Origin of the sequence: Leptolyngbya sp. FACHB-711, assembly GCF_014695615.1 — a bacterium.
Classification (GTDB): domain Bacteria; phylum Cyanobacteriota; class Cyanobacteriia; order Elainellales; family Elainellaceae; genus Leptolyngbya_A.
Window position 1 is genome coordinate 1 of the sequence record NZ_JACJOR010000506.1, and the last position, 23,241, is coordinate 23,241.

General features: G+C 49.4%; 21 protein-coding genes, 1 tRNA gene and 1 pseudogene. 16 read left to right on the forward strand and 7 right to left on the reverse strand.

All coding sequences use genetic code 11. The annotated features are described in order from the left end of the window. From zwf to H6F80_RS24220, 4 genes are all read right to left on the reverse strand, one after another. A partial coding sequence (zwf, locus tag H6F80_RS24205; protein ID WP_190794075.1) for a glucose-6-phosphate dehydrogenase occupies positions 1 to 1,269 on the reverse strand: 1,269 nt, incomplete at its 3' end. Positions 1,270 to 1,628: 359 nt separating this feature from the next. Then, positions 1,629 to 2,777, reverse strand: a complete 1,149-nt coding sequence (gene tal / locus H6F80_RS24210) for a transaldolase (protein ID WP_190794076.1) — start codon at positions 2,775 to 2,777, stop codon at positions 1,629 to 1,631. Positions 2,778 to 2,860: 83 nt separating this feature from the next. Further along, positions 2,861 to 3,937: a class 1 fructose-bisphosphatase gene (gene fbp, locus H6F80_RS24215; protein ID WP_190794077.1), complete on the reverse strand. Its 1,077-nt coding sequence runs from the start codon at positions 3,935 to 3,937 to the stop codon at positions 2,861 to 2,863. Between the two features lie 870 nt (positions 3,938 to 4,807). Then, on the reverse strand, positions 4,808 to 5,422 hold the full coding sequence (locus H6F80_RS24220) for a type II secretion system protein (RefSeq protein ID WP_190794078.1): 615 nt from the start codon (positions 5,420 to 5,422) through the stop codon (positions 4,808 to 4,810). Between the two features lie 232 nt (positions 5,423 to 5,654). Here H6F80_RS24220 and H6F80_RS24225 point away from each other — a divergent pair. Beyond that, positions 5,655 to 5,735: transfer RNA gene (locus H6F80_RS24225), tRNA-Leu, on the forward strand. Between the two features lie 219 nt (positions 5,736 to 5,954). Here the strand turns inward: H6F80_RS24225 and H6F80_RS31435 are convergent. Then, positions 5,955 to 6,404, reverse strand: a pseudogene (locus H6F80_RS31435) (Npun_F0296 family exosortase-dependent surface protein). A gap of 917 nt (positions 6,405 to 7,321) precedes the next feature. On the opposite strand from H6F80_RS31435, the gene H6F80_RS24235 reads away from it, so the two are divergent. The 10 genes from H6F80_RS24235 (at position 7,322) to H6F80_RS24280 (ending at position 17,487) form a co-directional block, all read left to right on the forward strand. Then, a complete protein-coding gene (locus H6F80_RS24235) occupies positions 7,322 to 8,659 on the forward strand; it encodes a glycosyltransferase family 4 protein (RefSeq protein WP_190794080.1) in 1,338 nt (445 codons plus the stop codon). A gap of 97 nt (positions 8,660 to 8,756) precedes the next feature. Next, positions 8,757 to 9,389, forward strand: a complete 633-nt coding sequence (gene yqeK / locus H6F80_RS24240) for a bis(5'-nucleosyl)-tetraphosphatase (symmetrical) YqeK (RefSeq protein ID WP_199296802.1) — start codon at positions 8,757 to 8,759, stop codon at positions 9,387 to 9,389. A gap of 241 nt (positions 9,390 to 9,630) precedes the next feature. After that, positions 9,631 to 10,086, forward strand: a complete 456-nt coding sequence (rsfS, locus tag H6F80_RS24245; protein ID WP_190794081.1) for a ribosome silencing factor — start codon at positions 9,631 to 9,633, stop codon at positions 10,084 to 10,086. A gap of 57 nt (positions 10,087 to 10,143) precedes the next feature. Then, on the forward strand, positions 10,144 to 10,638 hold the full coding sequence (locus tag H6F80_RS24250) for a CGLD27 family protein (RefSeq protein ID WP_190794082.1): 495 nt from the start codon (positions 10,144 to 10,146) through the stop codon (positions 10,636 to 10,638). Between the two features lie 25 nt (positions 10,639 to 10,663). Next, positions 10,664 to 11,617 carry an asparaginase gene (locus H6F80_RS24255; protein ID WP_190794083.1) on the forward strand — a complete coding sequence of 318 codons (954 nt, stop codon included), beginning with the start codon at positions 10,664 to 10,666 and terminating at the stop codon, positions 11,615 to 11,617. Between the two features lie 265 nt (positions 11,618 to 11,882). Then, positions 11,883 to 13,967: a magnesium chelatase ATPase subunit D gene (bchD, locus tag H6F80_RS24260; protein ID WP_190794084.1), complete on the forward strand. Its 2,085-nt coding sequence runs from the start codon at positions 11,883 to 11,885 to the stop codon at positions 13,965 to 13,967. 509 nt (positions 13,968 to 14,476) lie between these two features. After that, positions 14,477 to 15,490: a TIGR03885 family FMN-dependent LLM class oxidoreductase gene (locus H6F80_RS24265; RefSeq protein ID WP_190794085.1), complete on the forward strand. Its 1,014-nt coding sequence runs from the start codon at positions 14,477 to 14,479 to the stop codon at positions 15,488 to 15,490. A gap of 236 nt (positions 15,491 to 15,726) precedes the next feature. Then, complete coding sequence (locus tag H6F80_RS24270; RefSeq protein ID WP_242067550.1) at positions 15,727 to 16,791, forward strand: baeRF3 domain-containing protein; 1,065 nt, start codon at positions 15,727 to 15,729, stop codon at positions 16,789 to 16,791. A 27-nt stretch (positions 16,792 to 16,818) separates the two neighbouring features. After that, positions 16,819 to 17,010 (forward strand): hypothetical protein, encoded by a 192-nt coding sequence (locus H6F80_RS24275; protein ID WP_190794087.1) that lies wholly within the window; start codon positions 16,819 to 16,821, stop codon positions 17,008 to 17,010. A gap of 135 nt (positions 17,011 to 17,145) precedes the next feature. Then, complete coding sequence (locus tag H6F80_RS24280; RefSeq protein WP_190794088.1) at positions 17,146 to 17,487, forward strand: cupin domain-containing protein; 342 nt, start codon at positions 17,146 to 17,148, stop codon at positions 17,485 to 17,487. 135 nt (positions 17,488 to 17,622) lie between these two features. Here the strand turns inward: H6F80_RS24280 and H6F80_RS24285 are convergent, their stop codons facing one another. Together H6F80_RS24285 and H6F80_RS24290 are read right to left on the reverse strand one after the other, a co-directional pair. After that, positions 17,623 to 18,111, reverse strand: coding sequence for an MgtC/SapB family protein (locus H6F80_RS24285; protein WP_190794089.1), 489 nt, complete (start codon positions 18,109 to 18,111; stop codon positions 17,623 to 17,625). Between the two features lie 60 nt (positions 18,112 to 18,171). Further along, positions 18,172 to 18,645, reverse strand: a complete 474-nt coding sequence (locus H6F80_RS24290; protein WP_190794090.1) for a hypothetical protein — start codon at positions 18,643 to 18,645, stop codon at positions 18,172 to 18,174. 227 nt (positions 18,646 to 18,872) lie between these two features. Between H6F80_RS24290 and H6F80_RS24295 the strand changes: the two genes are divergently transcribed. The 5 genes from H6F80_RS24295 to H6F80_RS24315 all read left to right on the forward strand — a co-directional run bounded on the left by H6F80_RS24295 (position 18,873) and on the right by H6F80_RS24315 (position 22,864). Continuing rightward, positions 18,873 to 19,754 (forward strand): YihY/virulence factor BrkB family protein, encoded by an 882-nt coding sequence (locus H6F80_RS24295; protein ID WP_190794091.1) that lies wholly within the window; start codon positions 18,873 to 18,875, stop codon positions 19,752 to 19,754. 130 nt (positions 19,755 to 19,884) lie between these two features. Beyond that, the gene (locus H6F80_RS24300) at positions 19,885 to 20,622 is read left to right on the forward strand and encodes an LmeA family phospholipid-binding protein (protein WP_190794092.1); all 738 of its coding nucleotides are present in this window, start codon (positions 19,885 to 19,887) and stop codon (positions 20,620 to 20,622) included. Between the two features lie 139 nt (positions 20,623 to 20,761). Further along, positions 20,762 to 21,283, forward strand: a complete 522-nt coding sequence (locus tag H6F80_RS24305; RefSeq protein WP_190794093.1) for a DUF2231 domain-containing protein — start codon at positions 20,762 to 20,764, stop codon at positions 21,281 to 21,283. A 293-nt stretch (positions 21,284 to 21,576) separates the two neighbouring features. Beyond that, the gene (locus tag H6F80_RS24310; protein ID WP_190794094.1) at positions 21,577 to 22,113 is read left to right on the forward strand and encodes a vitamin K epoxide reductase family protein; all 537 of its coding nucleotides are present in this window, start codon (positions 21,577 to 21,579) and stop codon (positions 22,111 to 22,113) included. Between the two features lie 319 nt (positions 22,114 to 22,432). Continuing rightward, positions 22,433 to 22,864: a DUF4112 domain-containing protein gene (locus H6F80_RS24315; protein ID WP_190794107.1), complete on the forward strand. Its 432-nt coding sequence runs from the start codon at positions 22,433 to 22,435 to the stop codon at positions 22,862 to 22,864. The last annotated feature ends 377 nt before the right edge of the window (positions 22,865 to 23,241 follow it).

Below are 23,241 nucleotides of genomic sequence, written 5' to 3' on the forward strand. Positions count from 1 at the left end.
ATCCATATCGACCGATCGCGTCCGCAGTGACGTACCGGGAGTCTTGACTTCAAACCGCAGCGAAATGCCTTCGTTCGGCTGGATCCGCATCACCAGAACGTTTGGACTCGCTTGCTTTGCAGCAGACTGGAACATCAAGAACGGCACTTCTTTGAATTCGATCGCGATTTCCGTTACTTTTTTCGCCAGCCGCTTGCCCGTCCGCATGTAGAAGGGAACGCCTTTCCAGCGCCAGTTATCGATATAGAACTTGATTGCTGCATAAGTAGGCGTCGTGGAGTTGGGATCAGCACCTTCTTCCTGGCGATAGGGGGGAACTTCGTGATTGTCCATCCAGCCGTTTGCATATTGTCCGCGAATTGCAGACCGGCTCAGGTCTTCTAAATCTGCCAGGTGAGTGGCTTGCAGCACTTTCACCTTCTCGTTACGAATGCTGTCTGCATCAAGCGAGCTCGGCGGTTCCATTGCCGTCAGACAGAACAACTGCATCAGGTGGTTTTGCACCATGTCGCGCAGTGCCCCTGCCGTCTCGTAGTAGCCTGCCCGTCCTTCCAGCCCCACAGTTTCTGCCACGGTGATCTGCACGTTATCAACAAACTGCCGATTCCACAGCGGCTCCCAGATCGCGTTGGCAAAGCGAAACACCATCAGGTTTTGCACCGTTTCTTTTCCCAGGTAGTGGTCAATCCGGTAAACCTGAGATTCGTTGCAAGTCCGACGCACCACCTGATTCAGCGTTTGTGCTGAGGTCAAATCTTTGCCAAAGGGTTTCTCAATCACCAAACGCTGCTTGCGCGGATCGGGCATCATCTCTGCCTTACCTAACTGCTCGATCGCTTCAGCAAAAAAGCGGGGAGCTACTGCCAGATAGAAAACGCGATTACCGCGGGTGCCGCGCTTCTCGTCTAGTTCCGCCAGCAGCGTCTTGAGTTTTTGGTAACTGTCGGGGTTGTCAATATCGCCAGAGCAGTAAAATAACCCTCTGGCAAAGTCATTCCAGATTTCTTCGCGTCCTAGTCCGCCACCAAACTCCGCGACACCTTCGCGCATCTGTTCGCGGAAATAGTCGTCGCTCCACTCACGACGCGCCACCCCTACGATCGTCAGTTCTGGGGGAAGCCGTCGCTCTAGCTTCATTTGATAAAGCGCCGGGATTAGTTTGCGCTGAGTTAAATCGCCCGACGCCCCAAAGATTACGAGAATTTGTGGCTCAGGAATACGGTCTTGCTGTAGCCCAACGCGGAGGGGGTTTTCAAGAAGATTGACCATAGAACAATTCGGGAAGGGGTGAGTGGATGGGGGTCAACGGGTGGGTTAATAAATAATAAAGAGGATTGAGGAGTTTTAGAGGTACTGTATTGCCTCCTTAATTCTTAATCGTGAGAAACTTTGAGGGTGAGAGACTTTGAGAACCGTAGCTTTGAGAACGGTATAAGAAAACCAGGTTTCCCCAGAATCGGGGATCGGGTGGGCAATTCGAGTCAAAGAATCCCTTTTCAAACAATCTCCAACAAATTTTTAATCGATCGCTTTTTGTTAATGATTAATAAAAATTTCGAATTTTCTTCCCCCTCCGGGGAGAAACGCTCGGAGAGGGATTACGCGATCAGATCGGCGACCTAGAACCGTTAGCCAACCGGAGCCAAACGATCGATTTTCTCCTGCAAGGAGTCCATCAACGAATGGAACGGCTGCACAAACTTATCGATGCCGTCGGTCAGCAAATCTGCCATCGCTTCATCCAGATCGATGTCGATGTCAGGATCTTTGAGGCTGTTGATAATGTTGTGTGCTTCTTCGACCCCTGTTTCAATCCGATCGGCAACGTTGCAGTGATCCGCGCAGGCTTCGATCGTCGCAGGCGGCAGCGTGTTCACCGTTTCATTTCCAACCAGCTCATCGACATACATCACGTCACTGTATTGTGGGTTCTTCGTGCCCGTGCTTGCCCAGAGAAGGCGCTGCACGTTGGCGCCCTTTTCAGCCAATGCCTTCCAGCGATCGCTGTTCACGATCTTCTTGTACTCCTGGTAGGCAATTTTGGCATTGGCGATTGCCACTTTGCCCTTGATTTCCAGCAGGCGTGCCTGGACTTGAAGCTGATCCATGCCCTGCAGCTTTTTGTCGATCTGGGCATCGATGTTGCTGTCGATCCGGCTCAGGAAGAAGCTTGCCACCGACGAGAGTTTGTCGATCGGCTGATTCTTTGCAACCCGTGCTTCCAGGCCTGCAACGTATGCTTCCGCCGTCGCAATATAGCTCTGCACCGAGAACAGCAGCGTCACATTGACATTGATCCCTTCTGCAATGACCGCTTTCACCGCAGGCAGACCCGCATCCGTACCGGGGATCTTGATCATCACGTTGGGACGATCAATCTGAGCGTAGTAACGCTTTGCTTCTTGAATCGTCGCTTCGGTATCGTGAGCAATAATCGGCGGTACTTCAATACTGACATATCCATCTAGCCCACCCGACTGCTCGTAAACCGGATGGAGAATATCGCAGGCATTGCGAATATCGTCAAAAATCAGAGATTCATAGATCTCTTGCAGCGATTTGCCTGCCCGCACTCCCGCTTCGATGTCTGCATCATAGATAGCATTCCCGACGATCGCTTTCTCAAAAATTGCCGGGTTAGACGTAATACCACAGATGCCCTGCTCTTCGACCATCCGCTTCAGTTCGCCAGACCGAACCAAGTCCCGGGTCAGGTTATCCATCCAGATGCTCTGACCGTACTGCTTGATCTCTAATAAATGATTCTCACCTGTCATTCGTCTTGCTCCTTACTTGCTCTCTACACGATAAAAGTGAATTTAAATGAACAGAATCAGCCTTTGGACTCAGCCTTTTGTAGTCAACCCTTCGAGGTCAAGACCGTCTGTTCCTCGGTTTGCCTCCGACGATCGGCGATAAACGACTCAACCAGCTCCACATCTTCTCGGCTACCCAGAATCAAAGGCGTTCGGGTATGAAGGTGATCGGGGATCACGTCCATAATGTCCTGCGTTCCGGTACTGGCTTTCCCTCCTGCCTGTTCAACCAGATAAGCCAAGGGAGCCGATTCATAAAGCAATCGCAGTTTTCCTTCCGGCTTTTTCACCGTTCCCGGATATAGGAACACGCCGCCCTGAAACAGAATTCGGTGAATATCACCCACCAGCGCGCCGCTATAGCGTGCAGTGTAACCCTCATGCCGATGCACATAGCGAATATAGTCCCGAATCGGCTCGCTCCACTGCCAGAAGTTGCCTTCGTTCACGCTGTAGACCGGACCATGGGTAGGAATCTGGATATTCTCACTCGACAAAATGAACTCGCCCAGGCTGGGATCAAGCGTAAAGGCATGAACTCCTTTACCGATCGAGTAAACCAGCATTGTACTGGGACCATAAAGGATATAGCCTGCGGCAATTTGGTCGTGTCCATGCCGAAGCAAATCTGCCGCCGTGCCGTCCTGGTCTTCGCCTTGCTGTCGCCGAATCGAAAAGATCGATCCCACGTTCAAGTTAATATCTACATTTGAGGAACCGTCGATCGGGTCATAGAGCAGCGTGTAGCGTCCCAACGGACAGTTTTCGGGAATGTAATACGGCTTCTCCATTTCTTCAGAAGCCAGACGGCATACCAGTCCGCTTTGCTCAAACACCGAGATAAATACCTGATTGGCGAATACATCCATTTTTTTAACGGATTCGCCCTGCACATTCGTGCGTCCCGTAAACCCTAGTGCATCCTCCACCAGTCCCGCCCGCGTCAGGCGACGAGCAATCAGCTTACCTGCTAGGGCAATCCGGCTCATGAGCGCACTCAAATCCTGCGCGTCGGCTGAAAAACTGTGAAGCTGCTGAAGAACATGACGCGAAAGGGTCGTGCAGTCCCGATCGAGCAAGTATTCATGTTCCAGATTTAAGGGTTGCTCAAAATCAACCATATTCTTTCCTTTTAACGAAGATTAAGGAAAACGAAATTGGGAGAAATACTTCTCCTTCACTATGAACAGATCGGGCAGCCCTTTATCTTCTATCTTAAGAAGGCATTTCCAGAACGTGGCTTAACTTTAGGTGAAATACAGAAATGCAGATCAAAAACCTGAACAGAAAACCATGAGCAAATGTAAACGAACTACTGCAAATTCTTAAGAAGTACGCAGAAGTGATTCGGCTCTCATTCTAAAGATAGAGAAGAATCGGATAAACAAAGCCAGATACACAACCAAGACCCCTTGCTTGCCCAAAACTGATCAATGAAGTAGGGATAGCCGAACAGTAAGCTGAATCTAAAATGGTTAATCAGGAAACAATAGTAGGCCACAACGAAATGTAATTATCTTGACAAACGGCAGTAAGCTCAAAATGCTTCACTGCTTTTTAGAATGCTACTTAACCTTTGAAGATTATCAGTTAAATATCAAATAAATATCAAACAAATCTAAGAGAATGCTTAAAAAGTGCTCAATTTCATACATCGCCCCCTAAATCGGTCAACATTCGGAGACTTTGAATCTCTTAAAGTGAGCGAGGTTTCCCTCGGTATCGGCTGACAGGAGGTAGTTCGAGCCATCATGATGACTTCTCAAATATCCTCTCAGCCTATTCGTTGTGCATAAATCTGGCCCTTCTAGCAAAACGATCGCTCCTCTAAACAAAAGGGCGATCGCCTAATTCATCAAAATCAGAGTCAAAACAAAAATCATGATCTAAAGATGCGATTGAAAGTAGAAGTCATGCAGGGATCAAGCCTCAGTAGTTCCCACTGAACATTCCGTCAACTGCTTAACCTGACGTGCTCAGTTTTGCTTCTCCTAGTAACAATACCGTCCCCCCTGATCCGCGGTCCGATTGTCCCTCGCCTTTCGCATCGTCCCTAAAATGGTCGAGACCACCACACACCGCTTCGCCCGGCTGCCTCCTGCTGCCATAAACGTAATACGACCCAAAGGAGGATTAACATGCCCCTGATAAGTGAACTCGACCCGATAGACTCCACCCCGTCGCGCTAATGTAGTTTCCATCGTGTCAATCTGAACACCAGCTGGGAAGGGCTGCCAATGAGAGGCGGTTGGTGTAGCTGTTGCAGGATGAATTGCCCACTCTGCCGCCCGATCCACTTCTCGAAAGCTAACCCGCCACGCCAGTTTCGAGGACATTGCCCTCCGCTGAGCCTGTCTCATCACCTGCAGTGCCTGATCTTGAGCTGCTGTAATTCGCTGTGTATTGCGCCATTGAATCCAGCTTGGAGCAGCGATCGCAACCAGTATCCCAGCAATGCTAATCGCAATGAGCATCTCGACCAGGGTAAAGCCTCGTTTATCGGGTTTAGCCAGACTACCTGTAAAACGATTGCCATCACCGTAGGGCCGTCTGGCTCTATTGGCAAAACGAAAAGTCCATGCCTTGCCCTGCTGTTTGTCCTGCATCCGATTGCCCCTGGTTAACCCAATTTACAACCAGCTTCAATATGCCCATGCGCAGGATATTTCTCCCGAATTGAGGAAATCTTGACAAATTTAGCTTTTAACAGAATCAGGAGGCATCTGAAAATCTGCAAAGCAAATTTCGTTCAAAAAAAGTGCAGATTAGTCACAAAATCGAGTATGCTTATTTCTTGGAGTGGAAACAGCTCAACCTCGATCCACCCTATTAGCTCATGCGGATGTGGCGGAATTGGTATACGCGCACGTTTGAGGGGCGTGTGGCTTTGCCTTGCGAGTTCGAGTCTCGCCATCCGCATTTTGGAAGATGCTAGTTCTGAATAGTCTTTAGATGTCGGTTGCCAATGCCGCAGGCAAGGTTCCCGGCGGAAAAAACTAGGCAAATGGCTAGCCTCCATAACTACCTAAAGACGCCGCTTCATCTCGTGAGGCGGCGTTTGAATGTCTTAAAGACTATCGCTAAGATAGCTGGAGTTTTTCCAGATTTATGCTGGATTGTGCTTTGAATTTCTGCGCTTTAGCGTAGTGTGCTGCCTACTGTTGCCAGTCTGAGCACAATGCTTGGTTCAGGAACAAGCGTAGGAGCGAATTTACCGGTTCCTGCATGGAAGCTATGGTTATCGCTCTCAAAGCCGCCACCATCGTTTTGCTTAATCACAATCCTGTTAAAGTTATCAGCATTGCTCGTGGAATAAAAGTGAACGAAGTCGTTGCCCTCTCCCTTGTTTCAGCAGCGCAACACGAGGGCAACAGGATTAACATCTGCGGTTGAAAAAGACTGAATCAGCCTGTCATTCATGTAAAACGAGAAGATGTTTCCGCTGCTAATTGCATCCCAATTGCTCCCGAAATAGTTCAGGGTCTTTTCAAGATCGATCGTCACCTTGTTGCCTTGAAATACCACCAGGTAATTGGAGGTGTTTACTTCCCCCTGTGGTTTAGCGGGTGCCCACTTACCGGTACGCACACTGCTGTTACTGTTGTCTTTAAACTAGATCGAAAAAGGCTGTACTGTTGAAGCCGTTCGAGAAAAAGTACTGAATTTAAAAAGCTGCTCTATTTTAAGTTCTCATATTCAAACTGATCGACAGTACGAATGCAGAAACTGTTCCTATTTAGAGCAGTACATTACCATAGCTCTGTTAAAGCAATAACTTACAAAAGCACAACGTATCGCTAAATAATCAACGTCTGTGGGCAATGGCAATCATTCAAAATCTATTTCGATCGAGTAAAAAACCCTCAGCTAGCCGATAATTTTTTCCTTTTTTTGGTAACGATCGGCTATTCGTTGCTGTATTTCTTGCTTGAAGGGTGGAATGATAGTTAGGATTTTTCGGGATTCAGATCTTTAGTTCAAAGAGTTCTTGCATAGCGAGTTTCATCAGATTTTCGTTTTGCCCAGTCCTAAACTCCAGTTGCTTTGAAGTCTTCCCCCGTGAGCAGGAATCAGCAATGCGAAACCTGTGAGAATTCATTGGAGAATTCCATAAAAGCGGTTGTTCTAGAAGTTAAAGCTTTAGCTGACCCTCCGTAAATTAACTGAGGCTGTCTGGTTGAGCTTACACATTTATCAGATTGCCAGCCTGCTTTTATGCAGTAAAACCAATGCCGTGAGAACACGGTAGCCAAATTACTTCTCAACCGAATACATCTAGAAAAGAAATCAATCGATTCAGCTCAGTTTCAACGATGAGATGTCAGCATAGCCCCTTCTGATTCTCATTTCGTCGAGCTTATCAGCCCCAATTTATTGCACTCAAAGATTTTGCAGATCTAGGCAGTTTTTGCTTAGGCAAATTTGTTGCGTCATTGCTGGCAGTTTGAAAAAGAGTTCACCCAGCTTGCTTGGTTTTTGTGCTTCATTCTGGAGTTTGGCAAATAATGCGAATTTTGATTTACTCCTACAACTATCATCCTGAGCCGATTGGTATTGCACCACTGATGACCGAGTTGGCAGAAGGGCTGGTCAAGCGGGGGCATGAAGTACGGGTTGTCACTGGAATGCCGAACTATCCGCAGCGTCAAATCTACCCAGAATATCGCGGCAAATGGTTTACTACGGAGGAGCGCAACGGAGTTAAAATTCAGCGCAGCACCGTCTGGATTCGTCCTAAGCCCGGTTTATTGACCCGAATGCTGCTGGATGGAAGCTTTGTGGTGACCAGTCTATTTCAGGCATTGCGCGGTTGGCGACCTGATGTAATTCTGCTGACGGTTCCACCGCTTCCAGTGTCGGTGTCGGCGGCGTTGTTAGGGGCTATCTACGGCTGTCCAATCGTCCTCAACTTGCAGGACATTTTGCCTGAAGCTGCCGTTCATGTAGGACTGATCAAAAACAAACTGGCAATTCGCGTATTTGAGCAGCTTGAAAAATTTGCCTACCGAACTGCTCATACGATCAGCGTGATTACGGAAGGATTTACCGAGAACTTAATGGATAAAGGCATTCATCCCAGTAAAATTCGCTGCATTCCAAACTGGGTGGATGTTAACTTTATTCGTCCTTTGTCAAAGGAACAAAACGAGTTTCGCCGTACTCACGGATTAGAAGACAAATTTGTGGTGATGTACTCCGGCAATATTGCCTTGACCCAAGGACTAGAAACAGTCATTCGGGCAGCCGCTCAGTTGTCTTACTTACCCGATATTACTTTTGTGATTGTGGGAGAACCTGGCGCTTTGCAGAACCTGCGTCAGGTTTGCGATGAGTATGGTGCAAAAAATGTGCTGCTGCTGCCGTTTCAGCCAAGGGAGCAATTGCCAGAAATGCTGGCAGCAGCAGATGTAGGACTTGTCGTGCAAAAACAGCAGGTCGTTTCGTTCAATATGCCGTCTAAGATTCAAGTACTGCTAGCAAGCGGTCGTCCGATCATCGCTTCTGTACCCCTGACCGGAACAGCAGCAAAAGCAATTTTGCAAAGTGGTGGCGGGCTTGTCGTTGCCCCTGAAGAACCTAACTTGATGGCAGATGCCCTTCTCACGCTGTACGACGATCGTGAGAGAGCGACTGCATTAGGGCAACAGGGCAGACACTACGCTATGCAGCACTACTCCTTCGAGAAAGCACTCAGCCGCTATGAATCGCTGTTCCACGATGTAACGACTTCTTCTAAGCCAGGATGGAAAGTCCGTTTTCCTGCCCTGCTGTTCCCAACTCCCAGAACGCAAGCAATTTCCCCTGTTACACCTCAATCTGTACAGCCTATGACCCTAGAATAATGCGGGCGGACTTTCGATCGCTGCGTTAACATTAAAGAGTATCAAAGGATAACTCAAATCAAGCGACGAAAGCAGTTTCACGAAACGCTGCCCCTGCATGAAACAATCCCTATCTCTGCGTCAGCAAGTGCTGGCTTGGCTGAAAGAAAACGTGCCTAAATCCCGAATTGAGCATATTCTGCGCGTGGAGCAGATGGCGATCGACCTGGCAAGGGTTCATCGGGTTGATGTCGAAAAAGCAGCTCTATCAGGATTGATGCACGACCTGGCAAAGTATTTCAAACCTGCTCGGCTGCTGGAAATAGCTCGACGGGCAAGTTTACCACTTGATCCGGTTGATGAAGCCAACCCTCACCTGCTGCATGCAGAGATTGGTGCGATCGTGGCAAGAGAGGAATTTGGCGTTCAGGATGCGGAAATTCTCGGTGCAATTGCAAACCATACGCTGGGCAGCCCGGGCATGAACAGTCTGAGCTGCATTGTCTATTTGGCAGACAGTCTGGAGCCGGGGCGGGGGGATACACTAGAGCTCAATCATCTGCGTCAGGTTGCTCAGCAAAATCTGGCTCAGGCGGTTTGGCTTAATTGCGATGCCTCAGTGCAATTCCTGATCCAAACGCAGCGCTTAATTCATCCCCGTGCCCTGTTGACGCGGAACTGGTTTCTCCAGCAAACAAAATCGCAGCAAAAATTTACGGAGGCCTCAAAGCCGCTGCCTGTCGGTTCTTGATTTGTTTGTGCTGCGGCTCCGGGATGAACTTCTGCTGTAGGTCTATTTTCAGCTTCGGTAAATTTCGCTAATCTGCTGACAAAGCCTTTGTTACGCACTGTTCACTTCCGTTTTGCTCACTTCGGGGTAGGTTACTCTCGGCATCTAGAAACCGCAGGTCAACCTTTCCCAATCATTCTCAGTCCAATCGAGTTAGCCCTCTTAACTTCGTTGCCAATTTATCAGGAGTATTCAATTCTGAATGACAAATTTTTCACCAATTCAGACCAACGCAAACCAATCCTCTGACTCGAATCACACTGATCCGGCTGAAGACTTTCGCCTCGGTACGCCCCAATCTCGCAGCGATAACGAAAGCCGTCAGCTTGCCATGACGATTGCAGAAGCAATGGACGATCGTAAAGGTGGCGATATTACCGTTCTCCAGGTGTCTGACGTTTCATACGTGGCAGATTATTTTGTGATCGCGACGGGCTTTTCTAACGTGCAGGTGCGTGCGATAGCTCGTGCAATCGAGGACAAAGTTGAAACTCAATGGCAGCAGCTGCCGCTGCGCGTTGAAGGCTTTGGCGAGGGAAGCTGGGTGCTGATGGACTATGGCGATGTGATTGCCCATATCTTCCTGCCGAAAGAGCGCGAGTTTTACAGCCTGGAAGCATTTTGGGGACACGCCGATCGCGTTTCCTTATCTACTTGACTAGAGATTCGTTAAAGTAAAGACACAGCCGCTTCTTATCTTGTGTCATCCTCTGCCATGCGATCTTCTCCGGTTTGTCCTGTGCCTGCGGAGCAGCAGCCCATTAATGAATACCAGGATTTGAAAGAGTCCTGGTTTTTTGGTTGGGCAACGCTTGATTTATGGGCTTATATAAAGCCCCTGATTATCCTCTGGATGCTGAGCTGGCTAGTATCGGCTCCGGTGGCGGCGGCTAGCTTTCCGATCAGCAAAGACTGGTTCCACTTTGGCTTGAGTGGGGCACTGGGGGCAATGGTGCTGCCAAGTTTGGCACTGGTGCGGCTTTATTTGGGCTGGATTTACGTCTGCAGTCGCTTGTCGCAGGCAACGGTTTTCTATGAGGAGTCTGGCTGGTACGATGGGCAGGTCTGGATGAAGCCGGAGGAGGTTCAGCAGCGCGATCAACTGATTGTGACGTATCAGATCCAGTCCATCCTGACCCGACTGAAGCGCACCTTTAGCGTAATTGCGCTACTGTTTTTAGGGGGAATTGTTCTTTGGAACATTCCATAGGGTTTTTACGAGCGGACTGAATAGCATGACAAGAGGAAAACGCACCCAGACGGCTCAGATTGAAGTGCGGCTACTGCGCGAAGGCATTGTGGAATCGGTGCATCGTGTTCAGGCAGTCGTGGCAGACCATCGCGGACGGGTGCTGTCAGCAGCGGGAAACGCAGAAACGGCATCCTTTGTGCGATCGGCTCTGAAGCCATTTCAGGCATTGGCAGTGACAACAACGGGAACGCTCGATCGATTTGGGCTGGACGATCGCGATCTGGCAATTATTTGCAGCTCTCATCAGGGCACGGTGGAGCAGGCAAGGCAGGCATTTAACATTCTGTGGCGAGCCGATATTGAGCCATCTGCGCTTCAGTGCCCGATTCCTTCGGGGAAACGCAGTGCCCTTCAACACAACTGCTCCGGGAAACACGCCGGAATGCTGGCAGTTTGCCGTCAGATGGGCTATCCGCTTGGTGGCTATACTCAGCGCAATCATCCAGTACAGCAGCTAATGCTAAGCAAAATTGCAGATTTACTGAAAATGCCGCCGGATGAGTTTATTGGAGCCCATGACGACTGTGGTGCACCAACCTACTTTATGCAGCTCAGCCAAATGGCGACGCTTTATGCTCAGCTTGCTTCTGGCGATAACCTGGACATGGAGCGAATTATTCGGGCGATGACCCATCATCCGCTGATGGTGGCAGGCGAGGGGCAGTTTGACACCGAACTCATGCGCCTGACCGAGGGAGAGCTTGTCAGCAAAGCAGGGGCAGAGGGCATTCAATGTGTGGCGCGAGTCGGCGAAGGTTTAGGGCTGGCAATCAAAGTAATGGATGGCGCGAAGCGGGCGAAATATGCAGTGGCAATTCATTTGCTGCGGCAAATGGGCTGGCTGAGCCCATCGATCGCCGAAACGCTAACCGAGAGTTTCATGGCGTTAGGCAATTTTAAGCGGCTGGAAGTGGTGGGAGAGCTTGCGCTGATTTAAAGAAGGTTTGAGAAGTGGCAGAGGTTCTAGGGTCTACATTGCCCTCTAAATCCCCCCAAATTTGAGGGACTTTGAAACGAGGGACTTTGAAACTGGGAGAAGAACTGGATTTCCTAGGGGTTGTTGCTTGGGGATGGTTTAGATTATGGCGATCGCCTCACAGTTCCCGAAGAGATAATCGCTTTGCAAACATCCTCTCAGATTCACTCCAGAATGGCAGACTTCCTTGCTATGCTGAGAAACTGGACTTGTGAACAAGGAAGCCATGCCTGCAGTTGCCAATTCGCTTAGCCTCACCACTTTTCCCCTGACGGCGGTTGTTGGTCAGGAAGCCATTAAGCTTGCTTTGCTGCTGGCGGCGATCGACCCTCATTTAGGCGGTGTTGTGATTGCCGGACGCCGGGGAACCGCAAAATCGGTCATGGCGCGAGCGGTTCATGCTTTACTGCCGCCGATCGAAGTAATTGAAGGTTCCTGCTGCAACTGTGACCCAGAACGCCCGGAAGAGTGGGATGACGATACACGATCGAGATTTACCGGGGAAGGCAGCAACGGCAGCGCGGCGAAGCTATCCACAAAAATTATTCCCGCTCCGTTTGTGCAGATTCCGCTCGGTGTGACGGAGGATCGGCTGATTGGGTCGGTGGATGTGGCTCAGTCGATCAAGCGCGGTGAAACCGTGTTTCAACCCGGACTGCTGGCAGAAGGGCATCGGGGTGTGATGTATGTAGACGAGATTAATTTGCTGGACGACCAGATTGTCAATCTGCTGCTGACGAATCTGAGTGAAGGACGCAACCAGATTGAGCGGGAAGGCATTAGCTTTCAGCATCCCTGTCAGCCGCTGTTAATTGCCACTTACAACCCGGAAGAAGGTGAACTGCGGGAACATTTGCTCGATCGCATTGCGATTTCCCTGTCTGCGGATGCTGTCTTGGGCTTAGACGAGCGGGTGATGGCAGTAGATCAGGCAACGGAATTTGCCGATTCGCCGCAGGCTTTTCTGGAGCAGTATGCCGAGGAAGTCGATAACTTAAAAACGCAGATTATCCTGGCGCGAGAATGGCTGAAAGATGTGCGAATTACCAGAGAGCAAATTGCCTATTTGGTAGCGGAGGCGGTGCGCGGTGGGGTACAGGGGCATCGGGCAGAACTATTTGCCCTGCGCGTTGCGAAAGCTCATGCTGCCCTTGACGGACGCACCGATGTAAACGCCGAAGATCTGCGAAAAGCGGTCGAACTGGTCATTGTGCCCCGCGCCACGATCGTTCAAACACCCCCCGAAGAACAGCAGCAAGCTCCGCCACCCCCGCCACCGCCTGCACCGCCTGAAGACCAGTCAGACCAGGAGCAGGATGAAGACGAAGAAGAGGAAACCGAAGAAGACAACGAGCCGGAGCAAGAGCCGCCCAGCGTCCCGGAGGAGTTTGTGTTTGACCCGGAAGGCGTGATTCTGGATGACTCGGTGCTGTACTTCGCCCAAATGGCGCAGCGACGCGGTAAATCTGGATCGCGCAGCATTATTTTCTCGGACGATCGCGGACGCTATATTAAGCCAATTCTGCCCAGAGGACAGGTACGCCGGATTGCGGTGGATGCCACGCTGCGATCGGCGGCTCCTTACCAAAAGGCAAGACGACAGCGATTTGAGCAAAGCCGTAATTCTGGCAGTGGAGCAGCTCATTCCAGCCGCAAGCGAGTTTTCGTGGAACAGGGCGACGTGCGGGCAAAACGACTGGCGCGGAAAGCGGGTGCGCTCATTGTGTTCGTGGTGGATGCCTCCGGCTCGATGGCACTGAACCGGATGAACTCTGCAAAAGGAGCCGTGATGCGCCTGCTGACCGAGGCATACCAAAACCGCGATCAGGTCGCGCTGATTCCCTTCCGGGGCGAACAGGCAGAAGTGCTGCTGCCTCCGACGCGATCGATCACCTCTGCAAAGCGGCGATTAGAGAAAATGCCCTGTGGCGGCGGATCTCCTCTGGCTCACGGGCTGACTCAGGCAGTGCGGGTCGGCGTAAACGCGAGGCAGTCTGGCGATATTGGTCAGGTGGTGCTAGTGGCAATTACCGACGGTCGCGGCAATATTCCCTTAGCTCGATCGCTGGGTGAACCGATCGAAGAGGGTGAAAAGCCAGACATTAAAGCCGAACTGCTGGGGATTGCGGGTAAGATTCGCGCTCTAGGCATTCAGCTTTTGGTGATTGATACCGAGAATAAATTTGTCTCCACTGGATTTGCGAAAGAGTTGGCGAAGCAGGCAGGCGGCAAGTATTATCATTTGCCCAAAGCGACTGATCAGGCGATCGCGGCCATGACGCAGGGTGCGCTGAAAGAGTTAACGCGCTAAAAGAAACAGCCATTGTGGCTTACACTCCAAGATGGCTTACACTCCAATTAAAGTGAAAGTGAAGTGAAAGGAGCAATCGGGGGCGTTGCTGAATAAGCGTATGATACGCCCCCCTAGCCCCTTAACTTTGTGGGGAACCAGAATTCAAAGTCCCCCAGCATTGGGGGATTTAGAGAGCGATGCAGAAGCTAAATTTGCACCGTCCATATCCCGATTCAGCAACGCCCAATCGGGAACAGCAAAACTGAAACAATAAATGTAAGCGACACAACAGCCAATTGGGAGTGTAGTTCCCGCCAGGGTACGCTTGTAAAGCCTCTTTAGCCTGCCTCTTTCTCTCGGCAATCAGAGGAAATCGAAATTTCTGATCAGGAGTGCAGGCTTCTTTTTTTACTTTTACCTACCTGGAGAGAGGAAGAAAAGCGATCGACTTGGGACAGTGTGGATAGGCAGTTGGGCGAATGAGTGCCCAAAGCTTTGCAAGAAGTCACCTGCAATCTACACCAGCTATGGTCAAAATTGGCTATCACGCGTCTCACGAGCAGTTTAAGCCCAGCGATCTCTTGCGCTTTGTGCAGATGGCAGAGCAGGCGGGCTTTCAGCTGGCTTTGTCGTCGGATCATTTCACACCCTGGAGCGAACGTCAGGCACAGAGCGGGTTTGCTTGGTCGTGGCTAGGGGCGGCAATGCAGGCAACGCCCAAGCTTGCTTATCGGGTTGTAAATGCGCCCGGACAGCGATATCATCCGGCGATCATTGCTCAGGCTGCCGCGACGCTGGCGGAAATGTTTCCAGAGCGGTTCTGGATTACCGTGGGCAGCGGTCAGCTTATGAATGAGTACATTACCGGGGATAAGTGGATTCCAAAGGACGATCGCAATACGCGTTTGAAGGAATGCGTGGATATTATGCGGGCACTCTGGCGCGGCGAAAGGGTGACTCATCGCGGCTTTGTTACCGTGGAGGAAGCGAAGCTCTATTCTCGTCCCGAAATTGCGCCAAAAGTCATCGGGGCAGCTATCACACCCAAAACTGCGGCATGGCTTGCAGGCTGGGCAGACGGATTAATCACAATTTCCCAGCCAAAGGAAAAATTGCAGCAGGTGATCGAAGCGTTTCGCAGCAATGGCGGGGAAGGAAAACCGATGCTGCTGAAAGTGCAATTGTCTTATGCCAGAGACGAGCAAACAGCACGCAATCAGGCGCATGACCAGTGGCGCAATAATATCTTTGACAGCAAAGTGCTGACCGAGCTAAAAACGCCCGATCAATTTGATGCAATGGGCGAACTCGTGCAGCCTGATGAGCTCGATCCGTTTGTGCGAATTTCAGCCGACCTTCAGCAGCAGATTGACTGGCTACAACAGGATGTCGAGCTAGGATTTGACGAACTCTTGTTGCATAACGTGAATCTTCAGCAGGAGGAATTTATCGAGGATTTTGGCAGGGTAGTGATTCCGGCTTTAACCCAGGTGATATCTCCTGGTGAAATCAGCGATCGTCCTTTTACATTCATTCGCTAACCGCAGCGTGAATTGCAGCAGGAATTGATTTTTAGCAAGTTCCCAGCGAGTTTTCAGCAAGTTCTCAATCATTTCTCAGCAAGTTTTCATTTGACCTGGATGAATTGAGTCAGAAAAGGAACAGGAATTAGACTATGAGTTTACTTTCAATCGATGAATTAAAAAATCTGGTTGAACAAGCAGAGCAGCCTTGCGTATCACTGTACATACCAACGGTAAGAGCGGGCTCTGAAACCATGCAGAACGGAATTCGCTTCAAAAACCTGGTGAGACAGGCGGAAGCCCAGCTTGAAAACTACGAGATGCGCTCTACCGAGATCGAGGAATTCTTGCAGCCGATGCGGGATCTCGACATTGAAGAATTCTGGCAAAACCAGAACGAAGGCTTAGCCATTTTCCTTGCTCCCGGGTTTTTGCGCTACTACAAAGTGCCGATCGCGCTGAATGAATTAGTCGTCGTGAGCGAGCGCTTTCACCTGAAGCCGATCATGCCCCTGCTGACCGGAGACGGAAAGTTTTTCCTGCTGACGCTGAGTGAGAAGGAGATTCATTTCTTTGAAGGAACGCGCTACAGCATTCGTGAAATTCAGCTTGAAGATCTGCCCACGAGCCTGGACGAAGCCCTACAATACGACCCCACCGCCAAAACAGGGCAGTTCCGCATCAGCACCTCAAAGGGTGGCACGTCAAGCCCAATGCCCCAAGCAGGCAGCTTTCACGGGCAGGGCAGCCCCGACCAGGACGAGCCGCAAATGGAACTTGGACAGTTCTTCCATGCCGTTGATGCTGGGCTGCACAAGTATTTGGTCGGACAGCGTGCGCCGCTCGTGCTGGCTGGAGTCGAGCGCCTGCGGCCCAGCTATCGGGAAGCCAATACCTACGCAAACTTAGTAGAGACTGAGATTATTCCGATCAAAGACGGAGTTGTGAATCCTGAAGACCTGCACCAGAAAGCCTGGGCAATGGTAGAACCCTTCTACATGCAGCAGAAACAGGCGGCGATCGATCACTACCACGAACTTACCAGCACCGGAAAAACCTCGACTCAGCTTGAAGAAGCCGTTTCAGCCGCCTATTACGGACGGGTTGATCAGCTTTTTGTAGCCGTGGGTGTGCAGACCTGGGGCAAATTTGACCCGCAAAACGACGAGATGCAAATTCACCCTGAGCGGCAGCCCGGAGACGAAGATTTGCTCAATGCCGCAGCCGTGCAAACGATTTTAAATGGCGGTATGGTTTACGCGCTGCCTCCTAACGATGTGCCCGATGCTGCCCCAGTTGCGGCGATCTTTCGATATTAACCATTTAATCTGGCTGAGGAGGTCAATATGACAAAGGAGCAAGGTAAATCGCAATCAGAAACGCAACCGAGTTTACAGGGACAGCAAAGCGCCGACGCAGACTATCAGCCCGAACAAGGGTCGCCTGAAGACGTGCTGGGAGATGCTGCACTGCGATCGAGTTCGCCCCTAAACAATCGAGTGAATGAAAAGTCTGAGGAAGCGTTAGAAGAAGCTTAATCTTCATTTTGGAAACTTTTTGGTCAGAGCAGTTTGCGAACTGTCTCGATTGAAGAAGTTCATTTACAGCCCAATTCTTTGGCACGGGCAATCGTTACACCAGAGATCCAACAAAAAACATTCAGGAGTAAATCAATGGTTGATACTACAGTGAAAAAAGTCGATGCAGAATTTTCACCAAAAGGTGAAATGGGACAGAAGTATCTGGCTTCTGGCAAAAAAATATCGATGCGTCTCTGGGAGAATGAGCAACCCGGAGAAGGCGATACCCGCGAATATAGCCGTGAGTATGAGACTGTGGGCTATGTCATCGCAGGTCGGGCAGAACTGCACCTCGAAGGGCAAATGGTGATTCTGGAAGCGGGCAATTCTTGGGTTGTGCCTCAGGGAGCAATGCACTGCTACAAGATTCTGGAGCCTTTTACGGCGGTAGAAGCAACCTGTCCTCCAGCGCAGGTTCACGGGCGAGACGAGTAAGGACAAAAGGAAATTTTCGTTTCCTGGATTAGATCCATTAATCTCGTAGGGGCAGTTCGAATGCTGGAGAAGCCAGGCTACTTCATCTGAATTGCCCCTTGCCCCCCATGGTGGGAGAACTTGCTCAGGCATTCCTCAGGGATCAATATGCGGCTCAATGCGCTTGACAATATCCAGGATAAACCAGGTCAGAACTGCCCCGACTAGCCCCATCTGCCAGAGTCCAAAAGCTGCGGCGAGTCCTAGCCCCGAACAGACCCAGATGGCAGCGGCACTAGTGAGACCCTGAGCGCGAACCTCATCTTTTGAACCGTTTCTGCCACCGTGATGCAGAATTGTGCCGCCGCCAATAAAGCCAACCCCGGTGATAATGCCCTGAAGCAAGCGGCTAACAGCTTCGATGCTTTCTTGAGCCACCCCCGCCTGAATCGGAACCAGCACCAGGAACGCTGTGCCCAGAGACACCAGCATATAAGTGCGAAGTCCAGCAGATTTGTGACGAATTTGTCGCTCTATCCCGACGATCGCCCCTAAAATCAGCGCAATCGCCAAGCGAAACAGCAGTTCAAGGAAGCTTAATGGTGGATAGGGCAACAATGAACTTGTTGCAGCAATTTCTTGCATTGCAAACCTCAAATTCCTACAGGGAAACACATTAGCAGGAACTGGATTGCTACGGTATTGCTACTGTCCAATACGGTGCTTGCTTTGAGGCTTTGGTTCTTCTGTAAGGGATTTCTGGCAGAAATCGGTGCAATCAACCGCTCGATCGGTGAGGGCATCGCCTGGGCGCACTGCACATTTCAGGTAGAAATTGCTGGAGAAAAAGCGACAGTTTTTACAAGGAACCCGCTGATCCTGTTTTGCAGTGTTGGCGTTGGAGCGAAGCAATTTCCAGGTTTCAGAAGCCGTGCAAAGCAGCAGCAGCCAGACAATTGCTCCCCAGAGCGGCAATAGCCAGACTAGATTTGAACCAAAGGAATCGATTGGCTTGACCGCAGGATGGCTTACCGATTCTTTCTGCTCTGTAATTTGCTGAATCTTTGTCTTTGATGCAGGCTCATCCGAACGAAGCGCGACGAAGTGAACCTGGGTAGAATCTGTGGATGCCTGATCTAGATCAAAGTTGAAATAAGAATTGCTTTCACCAGAAAACATAAATTCATTTTTATATGACTTAAGGCGAATATTCGTACCCTAACAGGATTAAAAGTTGCGATCGTCCGTCCGAGGGAGTAGGCTTCGCTTCAGAATTAGCAGTGACTCTTAAACAAGTTACTTATTCGGAATGATGCTTAAGCTCTCCGATGAAGGAGGCGAAATTAGCAAAGGTATTGCTTAATAAGGATTAACATTTAACGATACAAGCATAAACGCTGCTGCTTATGAAGCTAAAGACAGTTGGGAGAATACTCAAAGAGACAGCACTGGGATGGCAGAAAGATAAAGTTGCAGTTCTAGCAGCGGCACTGGCGTACTATACAACGTTTTCACTTGCGCCTTTGCTGGTGCTGGTAATTGCGATCGCAGGAGCCGTGTTTGGGCAGGAAGCAGTACGCGGAGAAATTGTTGGACAGATTCAGGGGTTAGTTGGGCAGCAGGGTGCAGAAGCGATTCAAGCAATGCTGCAAAACGCCTATCGAGCCGGATCGGGCGGAGTATTTGCGACGATCGCCAGCCTTGTCACGCTGCTGCTGGGAGCATCTGGCGTATTCGGTCAGCTTCAGGAAGCCTTGAATACGATCTGGCATGTCGAGCCACGTCCAGGAGCTGGAATTAAGGATTTTATTCACGATCGGTTTCTCTCGTTTGCGATGATTCTGGTGATTGGATTCCTGCTGCTAGTGTCGCTGGTGCTAAGCGCAGTTTTGGCGGGAATTAGCGCCTACATCAGTCACTTTTTCCCAACTTTATCGTTCCTGGGGCGCGTGGTTAACTTCCTGCTCTCATTTGGCGTCATTACGGTTCTTTTTGCTTTAATTTACAAAGTTCTTCCGGATGTCAAAGTTCCGTCGCGGGCGCTATGGGTTGGTTCGATTGTGACTGCGCTTTTATTTAACCTAGGTAAGTTTCTGCTAGGTTCCTATTTAGGCAGCAGCAGCATTACATCTTCCTATGGAGCAGCTGCTTCGTTGGCGATCGTTCTCATTTGGATCTTTTATTCTGTGCAAATTTTATTAATTGGTGCAGAGTTTATCAAGGCCTATAGTAATGCTCGCGGAATGCGGGTTCGTCCGACAAAGAATGCAGTTTTAGTTGAACGGTAAGTCTTTCTCAGGGCAGGGATCAAATCGAGCGGGGTTCTACTGCTATGTAGATTTACTCATGCTTTGATTCCCAATAAATTAGCTACAGCAAGTCAAGCAAAAAATTGCATTCGAACGAAAGGAAAATAATATGATTGGTGAACCGGATTTGGGCGAACAGGCTCTTAGTAAAGTCGCAGAAATGGGAATTACGAGTCAGCTTGATGAAGTTGAAAACCTGGATGTGCAGATTCGGACGAATCCGTTTCAGCTGATGCAGGGCAAGGTAGATTCTGTCACGGTTGCCGGAGAAGGGGCAGTGATGAATCAAGACTTGAGGATGGAATCGTTTGAGGTCAGAACTGGATCGATCGCCATCAATCCCGGCAGTGCTTTGTTTGGCAAGATTGAGCTGACTCAGCCCGCTGATGCCAATGCAAGATTTGTGCTGCACGAGGATGATCTGAATCGGGCATTTAGTTCAGATTTTCTGCGAGAAAAGCTACAGAATGTGACCGTTCAGGTTAATGGTCAGCCCGTTTTAGTTGATATCACGAACGCGAAAATTGACTTGCTGGATGCCCAAAAGCTAGAGCTGGAAGCAGATGTTTTGCTGAAGGAAACCAACGAAACTCATCACTTCAAAGCAAACGCAACTCCCAGAGTGCAGGAGCAGGGACAGCGCATTGGCCTGGATATTCTATCGACTGAAGCAGAAGGACTTAGCCCAGAAATCATGGATGCTCTCTGTAATACCATGATGGAGTTTCTCGATCTGCGAAACTTCAATCTCCAGGGAATGTCGCTGACGCTGCAACGACTTGATATGGATTCCGATCGGCTTACCCTCAACACCACGACAACGATCGAGGAGTTTCCTTCTGCCTGATGGCAAACTCGCGCCGGGCTGTCCTGCGGCAAACTATATCCTCGGAAAGACGTTTATATTTCTCTAGCCGCCTAGATTAATAGCAAAACATCATCCTGCCGCTTGCTGGCATCTGGACGCTACCTGCAAGGAAACATCTATGACCCAAACTCCTGATATTCCCCCTGTAATCGAAAGTCATGAAAGCGAATATCGCGATAGTGGCATTGTCAGCACTGTTGCAATTGCAGGGCATCCGCTTCACCCGCTTCTGGTGACTTTTCCGATCGGACTTCTGTCTGCCGCATTTGCAACCGATGTGGGCTTTTTGCTTACCGGAGATGAATTCTGGGCAAGGGCTTCAATCTGGTTAATTGGAGCAGGCTTTATTAGCGGCATTGTGGCTGCTGTAACCGGAATGTCTGACTTTTTGCGAATCAACCGAGTTCGTAAACGTCGGGCAGGCTGGATTCACATGATTGGCAATATTGTCTTGCTGTCATTAACACTGGTGAACTGGCTGATCCGGCTGGGCGGCAACTATGCAAATGTGATTGTGCCGATCGGACTTTTGATTTCGACGATTGTGGCAGGCGCGATAGCAATAACTGGTTGGTATGGCGCAGAGCTAATTTATCGTCATAAAGTTGCTGTTATCGGATACAACAGTCGCAACGAATAAGGGATTTGCTTTCTTCAGCTTTCTTTTTCGCTGTGCATCAACGACCCTCGTTCAAAGTTTTATGAGCGGGGGTTTTTTATATGAATTGTGAATGAATTGTGATTCTCGTTTGCGTTTCATTCTTATTCAGCATTCTCGTTCACGGTTCTCGTTCATTCCTTTCGTTCATTCCTCTCGCTTAACATTCTCATTCAATTGAGAGAGGGCATCAGGACTGCAACTTTTTAGCTTAGAAGGAAGCATGGATTTCAAAAAACTTCATCTTTTTACCCTTTGCAGACCTAGCGAACGACATGAATATTACTGAACTTAGCCCGACTCAACTGAGCGAAGAAATGCGGACGAGTGACCATCCTGATATGGTGCGACGACGTTGGATTATCGGTTTGTCGATGATCGGATCAACGATGGCGCAAATCGTCTCGATGTATCAGACCGGAATTTTGAAAGGACTGCCCGATCCACCTCTGCCAGGATTTGATTCCGATCGCGTTGATGCGTCTGAGTATGCCTACAGTCGGCTCCAAACCGCTGATGGCTTTATGATGCTGGCAAACTACGCCATTACAGGCTGGCTGGCGGGTGCAGGCGGCGCGAATCGGGCACAGCAAAATCCCCTTTTACCGATCGCTATGTCTGCTAAAACGATGATTGACACAGTGGCTTCCCTGGAACTCGCCCGCGAAGAATGGAGCGAAAACAAAGCATTCTGCGCCTATTGCCAGGTAGCAACACTTTGCTCTGCGGCTTCGGTAGTGCTGTCGCTTCCTGAAGCAATGACCGCAGTGCAGGTGTTACTCGATCGCAATCAATCGAAAACTTCTTCATAGTCTTCATAGGCAGGTCAATCAAGTTGACTGAGAAGAGATTTCAGCAGTTTTAGAAATTCTGCATCGCCCCCTAAATTCCCCAATTATGTCCCCAACCATGTCCCCCAATTATGAGGGACTTGGAATGTGACTGTGATTCGCTCAGTTTCTCCAGAATTGGGGGCTAGGGGGGCAGTTCAAGCACTACTCCTACAAGAAGCTGATTTTTGAATCAATAGCTTTTATCTTCAGGCAGACGACATTTCTGGTGCAGAGCTTCATGATTAAATAATTCATTGAACAATTTAATTGATCAATTAAAAGAATGAACAAGATAGAAATGAACACGGCTGAACGTCTTGCTACGCTCAATCGCATTCGTAAATTTAGCCGCTTAATGGACACTGCGTTTCGGATTCCGGGTACTCCATTTCGAGTCGGCTGGGACCCGATCATTGGCTTAATTCCGGGATTAGGAGATGCGGTCGATACCGGAATTTCTGCCTATATTATTTTGATGGCGGCTCGCTTCGGTTTACCGCGATCGGTCTTAGGCTGGATGATTTTTAACGTAGGGTTAGAAGCAATTTTAGGTTCAGTTCCTCTGATTGGCGATTTGTTTGATGCTTTTTATAAATCCAACATTCGTAACCTGACACTGCTAGAACTGCATCTGCAAACGGCTGAGCCCGAATTGAGTGAACAGGACACGCTTAACCTTGCCAGTGTTACTGCACCGGACAAAGTTACAGCAGATTCTATAGCGTTGTAATTCACCCGATCGATGGCCCCTACAGGTGGATGATTTTATCCTGATCTTCAATGCAATTTCCGCTAGGGTCAAAGCGACAATAGCAAGATTGAGAACCTTGAAGCGAGCGAGGTTCTCTTTAGGATTGGAGTGCAAGGCAGGGCAGTTTGGGTAATTACTATCACTTCTCAAACAGGCGCTTCAAAGCTTTAAGACATTATTAAAAAATTACTCGAAATCCGCCATCCGGTGGATATTATTTTGTTGCTTAAACTACAAAACAGAAAAACAACTTTCATTCTGCTATCCGTTTTACTTTTTCTTGAAACTTGCATTACATTTTATTGCATTTATGAACAGTTCATTTTTGAACTTGTAAAAATAAATAGGATAACCCA

What these genes read in the sequence shown, in the direction of transcription:
- bchD (WP_190794084.1), top strand. Translation starts at nt 11,883, where the DNA reads ATGCCTGCAGTTGCCAATTCGCTTAGCCTCACCACTTTTCCCCTGACG.
- tal (WP_190794076.1), bottom strand. Translation starts at nt 2,777, where the DNA reads ATGACAGGTGAGAATCATTTATTAGAGATCAAGCAGTACGGTCAGAGC.
- H6F80_RS24300 (WP_190794092.1), top strand. Translation starts at nt 19,885, where the DNA reads ATGATTGGTGAACCGGATTTGGGCGAACAGGCTCTTAGTAAAGTCGCA.
- H6F80_RS24315 (WP_190794107.1), top strand. Translation starts at nt 22,433, where the DNA reads ATGAACACGGCTGAACGTCTTGCTACGCTCAATCGCATTCGTAAATTT.
- H6F80_RS24220 (WP_190794078.1), bottom strand. Translation starts at nt 5,422, where the DNA reads ATGCAGGACAAACAGCAGGGCAAGGCATGGACTTTTCGTTTTGCCAAT.
- H6F80_RS24305 (WP_190794093.1), top strand. Translation starts at nt 20,762, where the DNA reads ATGACCCAAACTCCTGATATTCCCCCTGTAATCGAAAGTCATGAAAGC.
- H6F80_RS24265 (WP_190794085.1), top strand. Translation starts at nt 14,477, where the DNA reads ATGGTCAAAATTGGCTATCACGCGTCTCACGAGCAGTTTAAGCCCAGC.
- H6F80_RS24285 (WP_190794089.1), bottom strand. Translation starts at nt 18,111, where the DNA reads ATGCAAGAAATTGCTGCAACAAGTTCATTGTTGCCCTATCCACCATTA.
- yqeK (WP_199296802.1), top strand. Translation starts at nt 8,757, where the DNA reads ATGAAACAATCCCTATCTCTGCGTCAGCAAGTGCTGGCTTGGCTGAAA.
- H6F80_RS24250 (WP_190794082.1), top strand. Translation starts at nt 10,144, where the DNA reads ATGCGATCTTCTCCGGTTTGTCCTGTGCCTGCGGAGCAGCAGCCCATT.
- H6F80_RS24310 (WP_190794094.1), top strand. Translation starts at nt 21,577, where the DNA reads ATGAATATTACTGAACTTAGCCCGACTCAACTGAGCGAAGAAATGCGG.
- H6F80_RS24275 (WP_190794087.1), top strand. Translation starts at nt 16,819, where the DNA reads ATGACAAAGGAGCAAGGTAAATCGCAATCAGAAACGCAACCGAGTTTA.
- H6F80_RS24235 (WP_190794080.1), top strand. Translation starts at nt 7,322, where the DNA reads ATGCGAATTTTGATTTACTCCTACAACTATCATCCTGAGCCGATTGGT.
- H6F80_RS24280 (WP_190794088.1), top strand. Translation starts at nt 17,146, where the DNA reads ATGGTTGATACTACAGTGAAAAAAGTCGATGCAGAATTTTCACCAAAA.
- rsfS (WP_190794081.1), top strand. Translation starts at nt 9,631, where the DNA reads ATGACAAATTTTTCACCAATTCAGACCAACGCAAACCAATCCTCTGAC.
- fbp (WP_190794077.1), bottom strand. Translation starts at nt 3,937, where the DNA reads ATGGTTGATTTTGAGCAACCCTTAAATCTGGAACATGAATACTTGCTC.
- H6F80_RS24270 (WP_242067550.1), top strand. Translation starts at nt 15,727, where the DNA reads ATGCAGAACGGAATTCGCTTCAAAAACCTGGTGAGACAGGCGGAAGCC.
- H6F80_RS24290 (WP_190794090.1), bottom strand. Translation starts at nt 18,645, where the DNA reads ATGTTTTCTGGTGAAAGCAATTCTTATTTCAACTTTGATCTAGATCAG.
- H6F80_RS24255 (WP_190794083.1), top strand. Translation starts at nt 10,664, where the DNA reads ATGACAAGAGGAAAACGCACCCAGACGGCTCAGATTGAAGTGCGGCTA.
- H6F80_RS24295 (WP_190794091.1), top strand. Translation starts at nt 18,873, where the DNA reads ATGAAGCTAAAGACAGTTGGGAGAATACTCAAAGAGACAGCACTGGGA.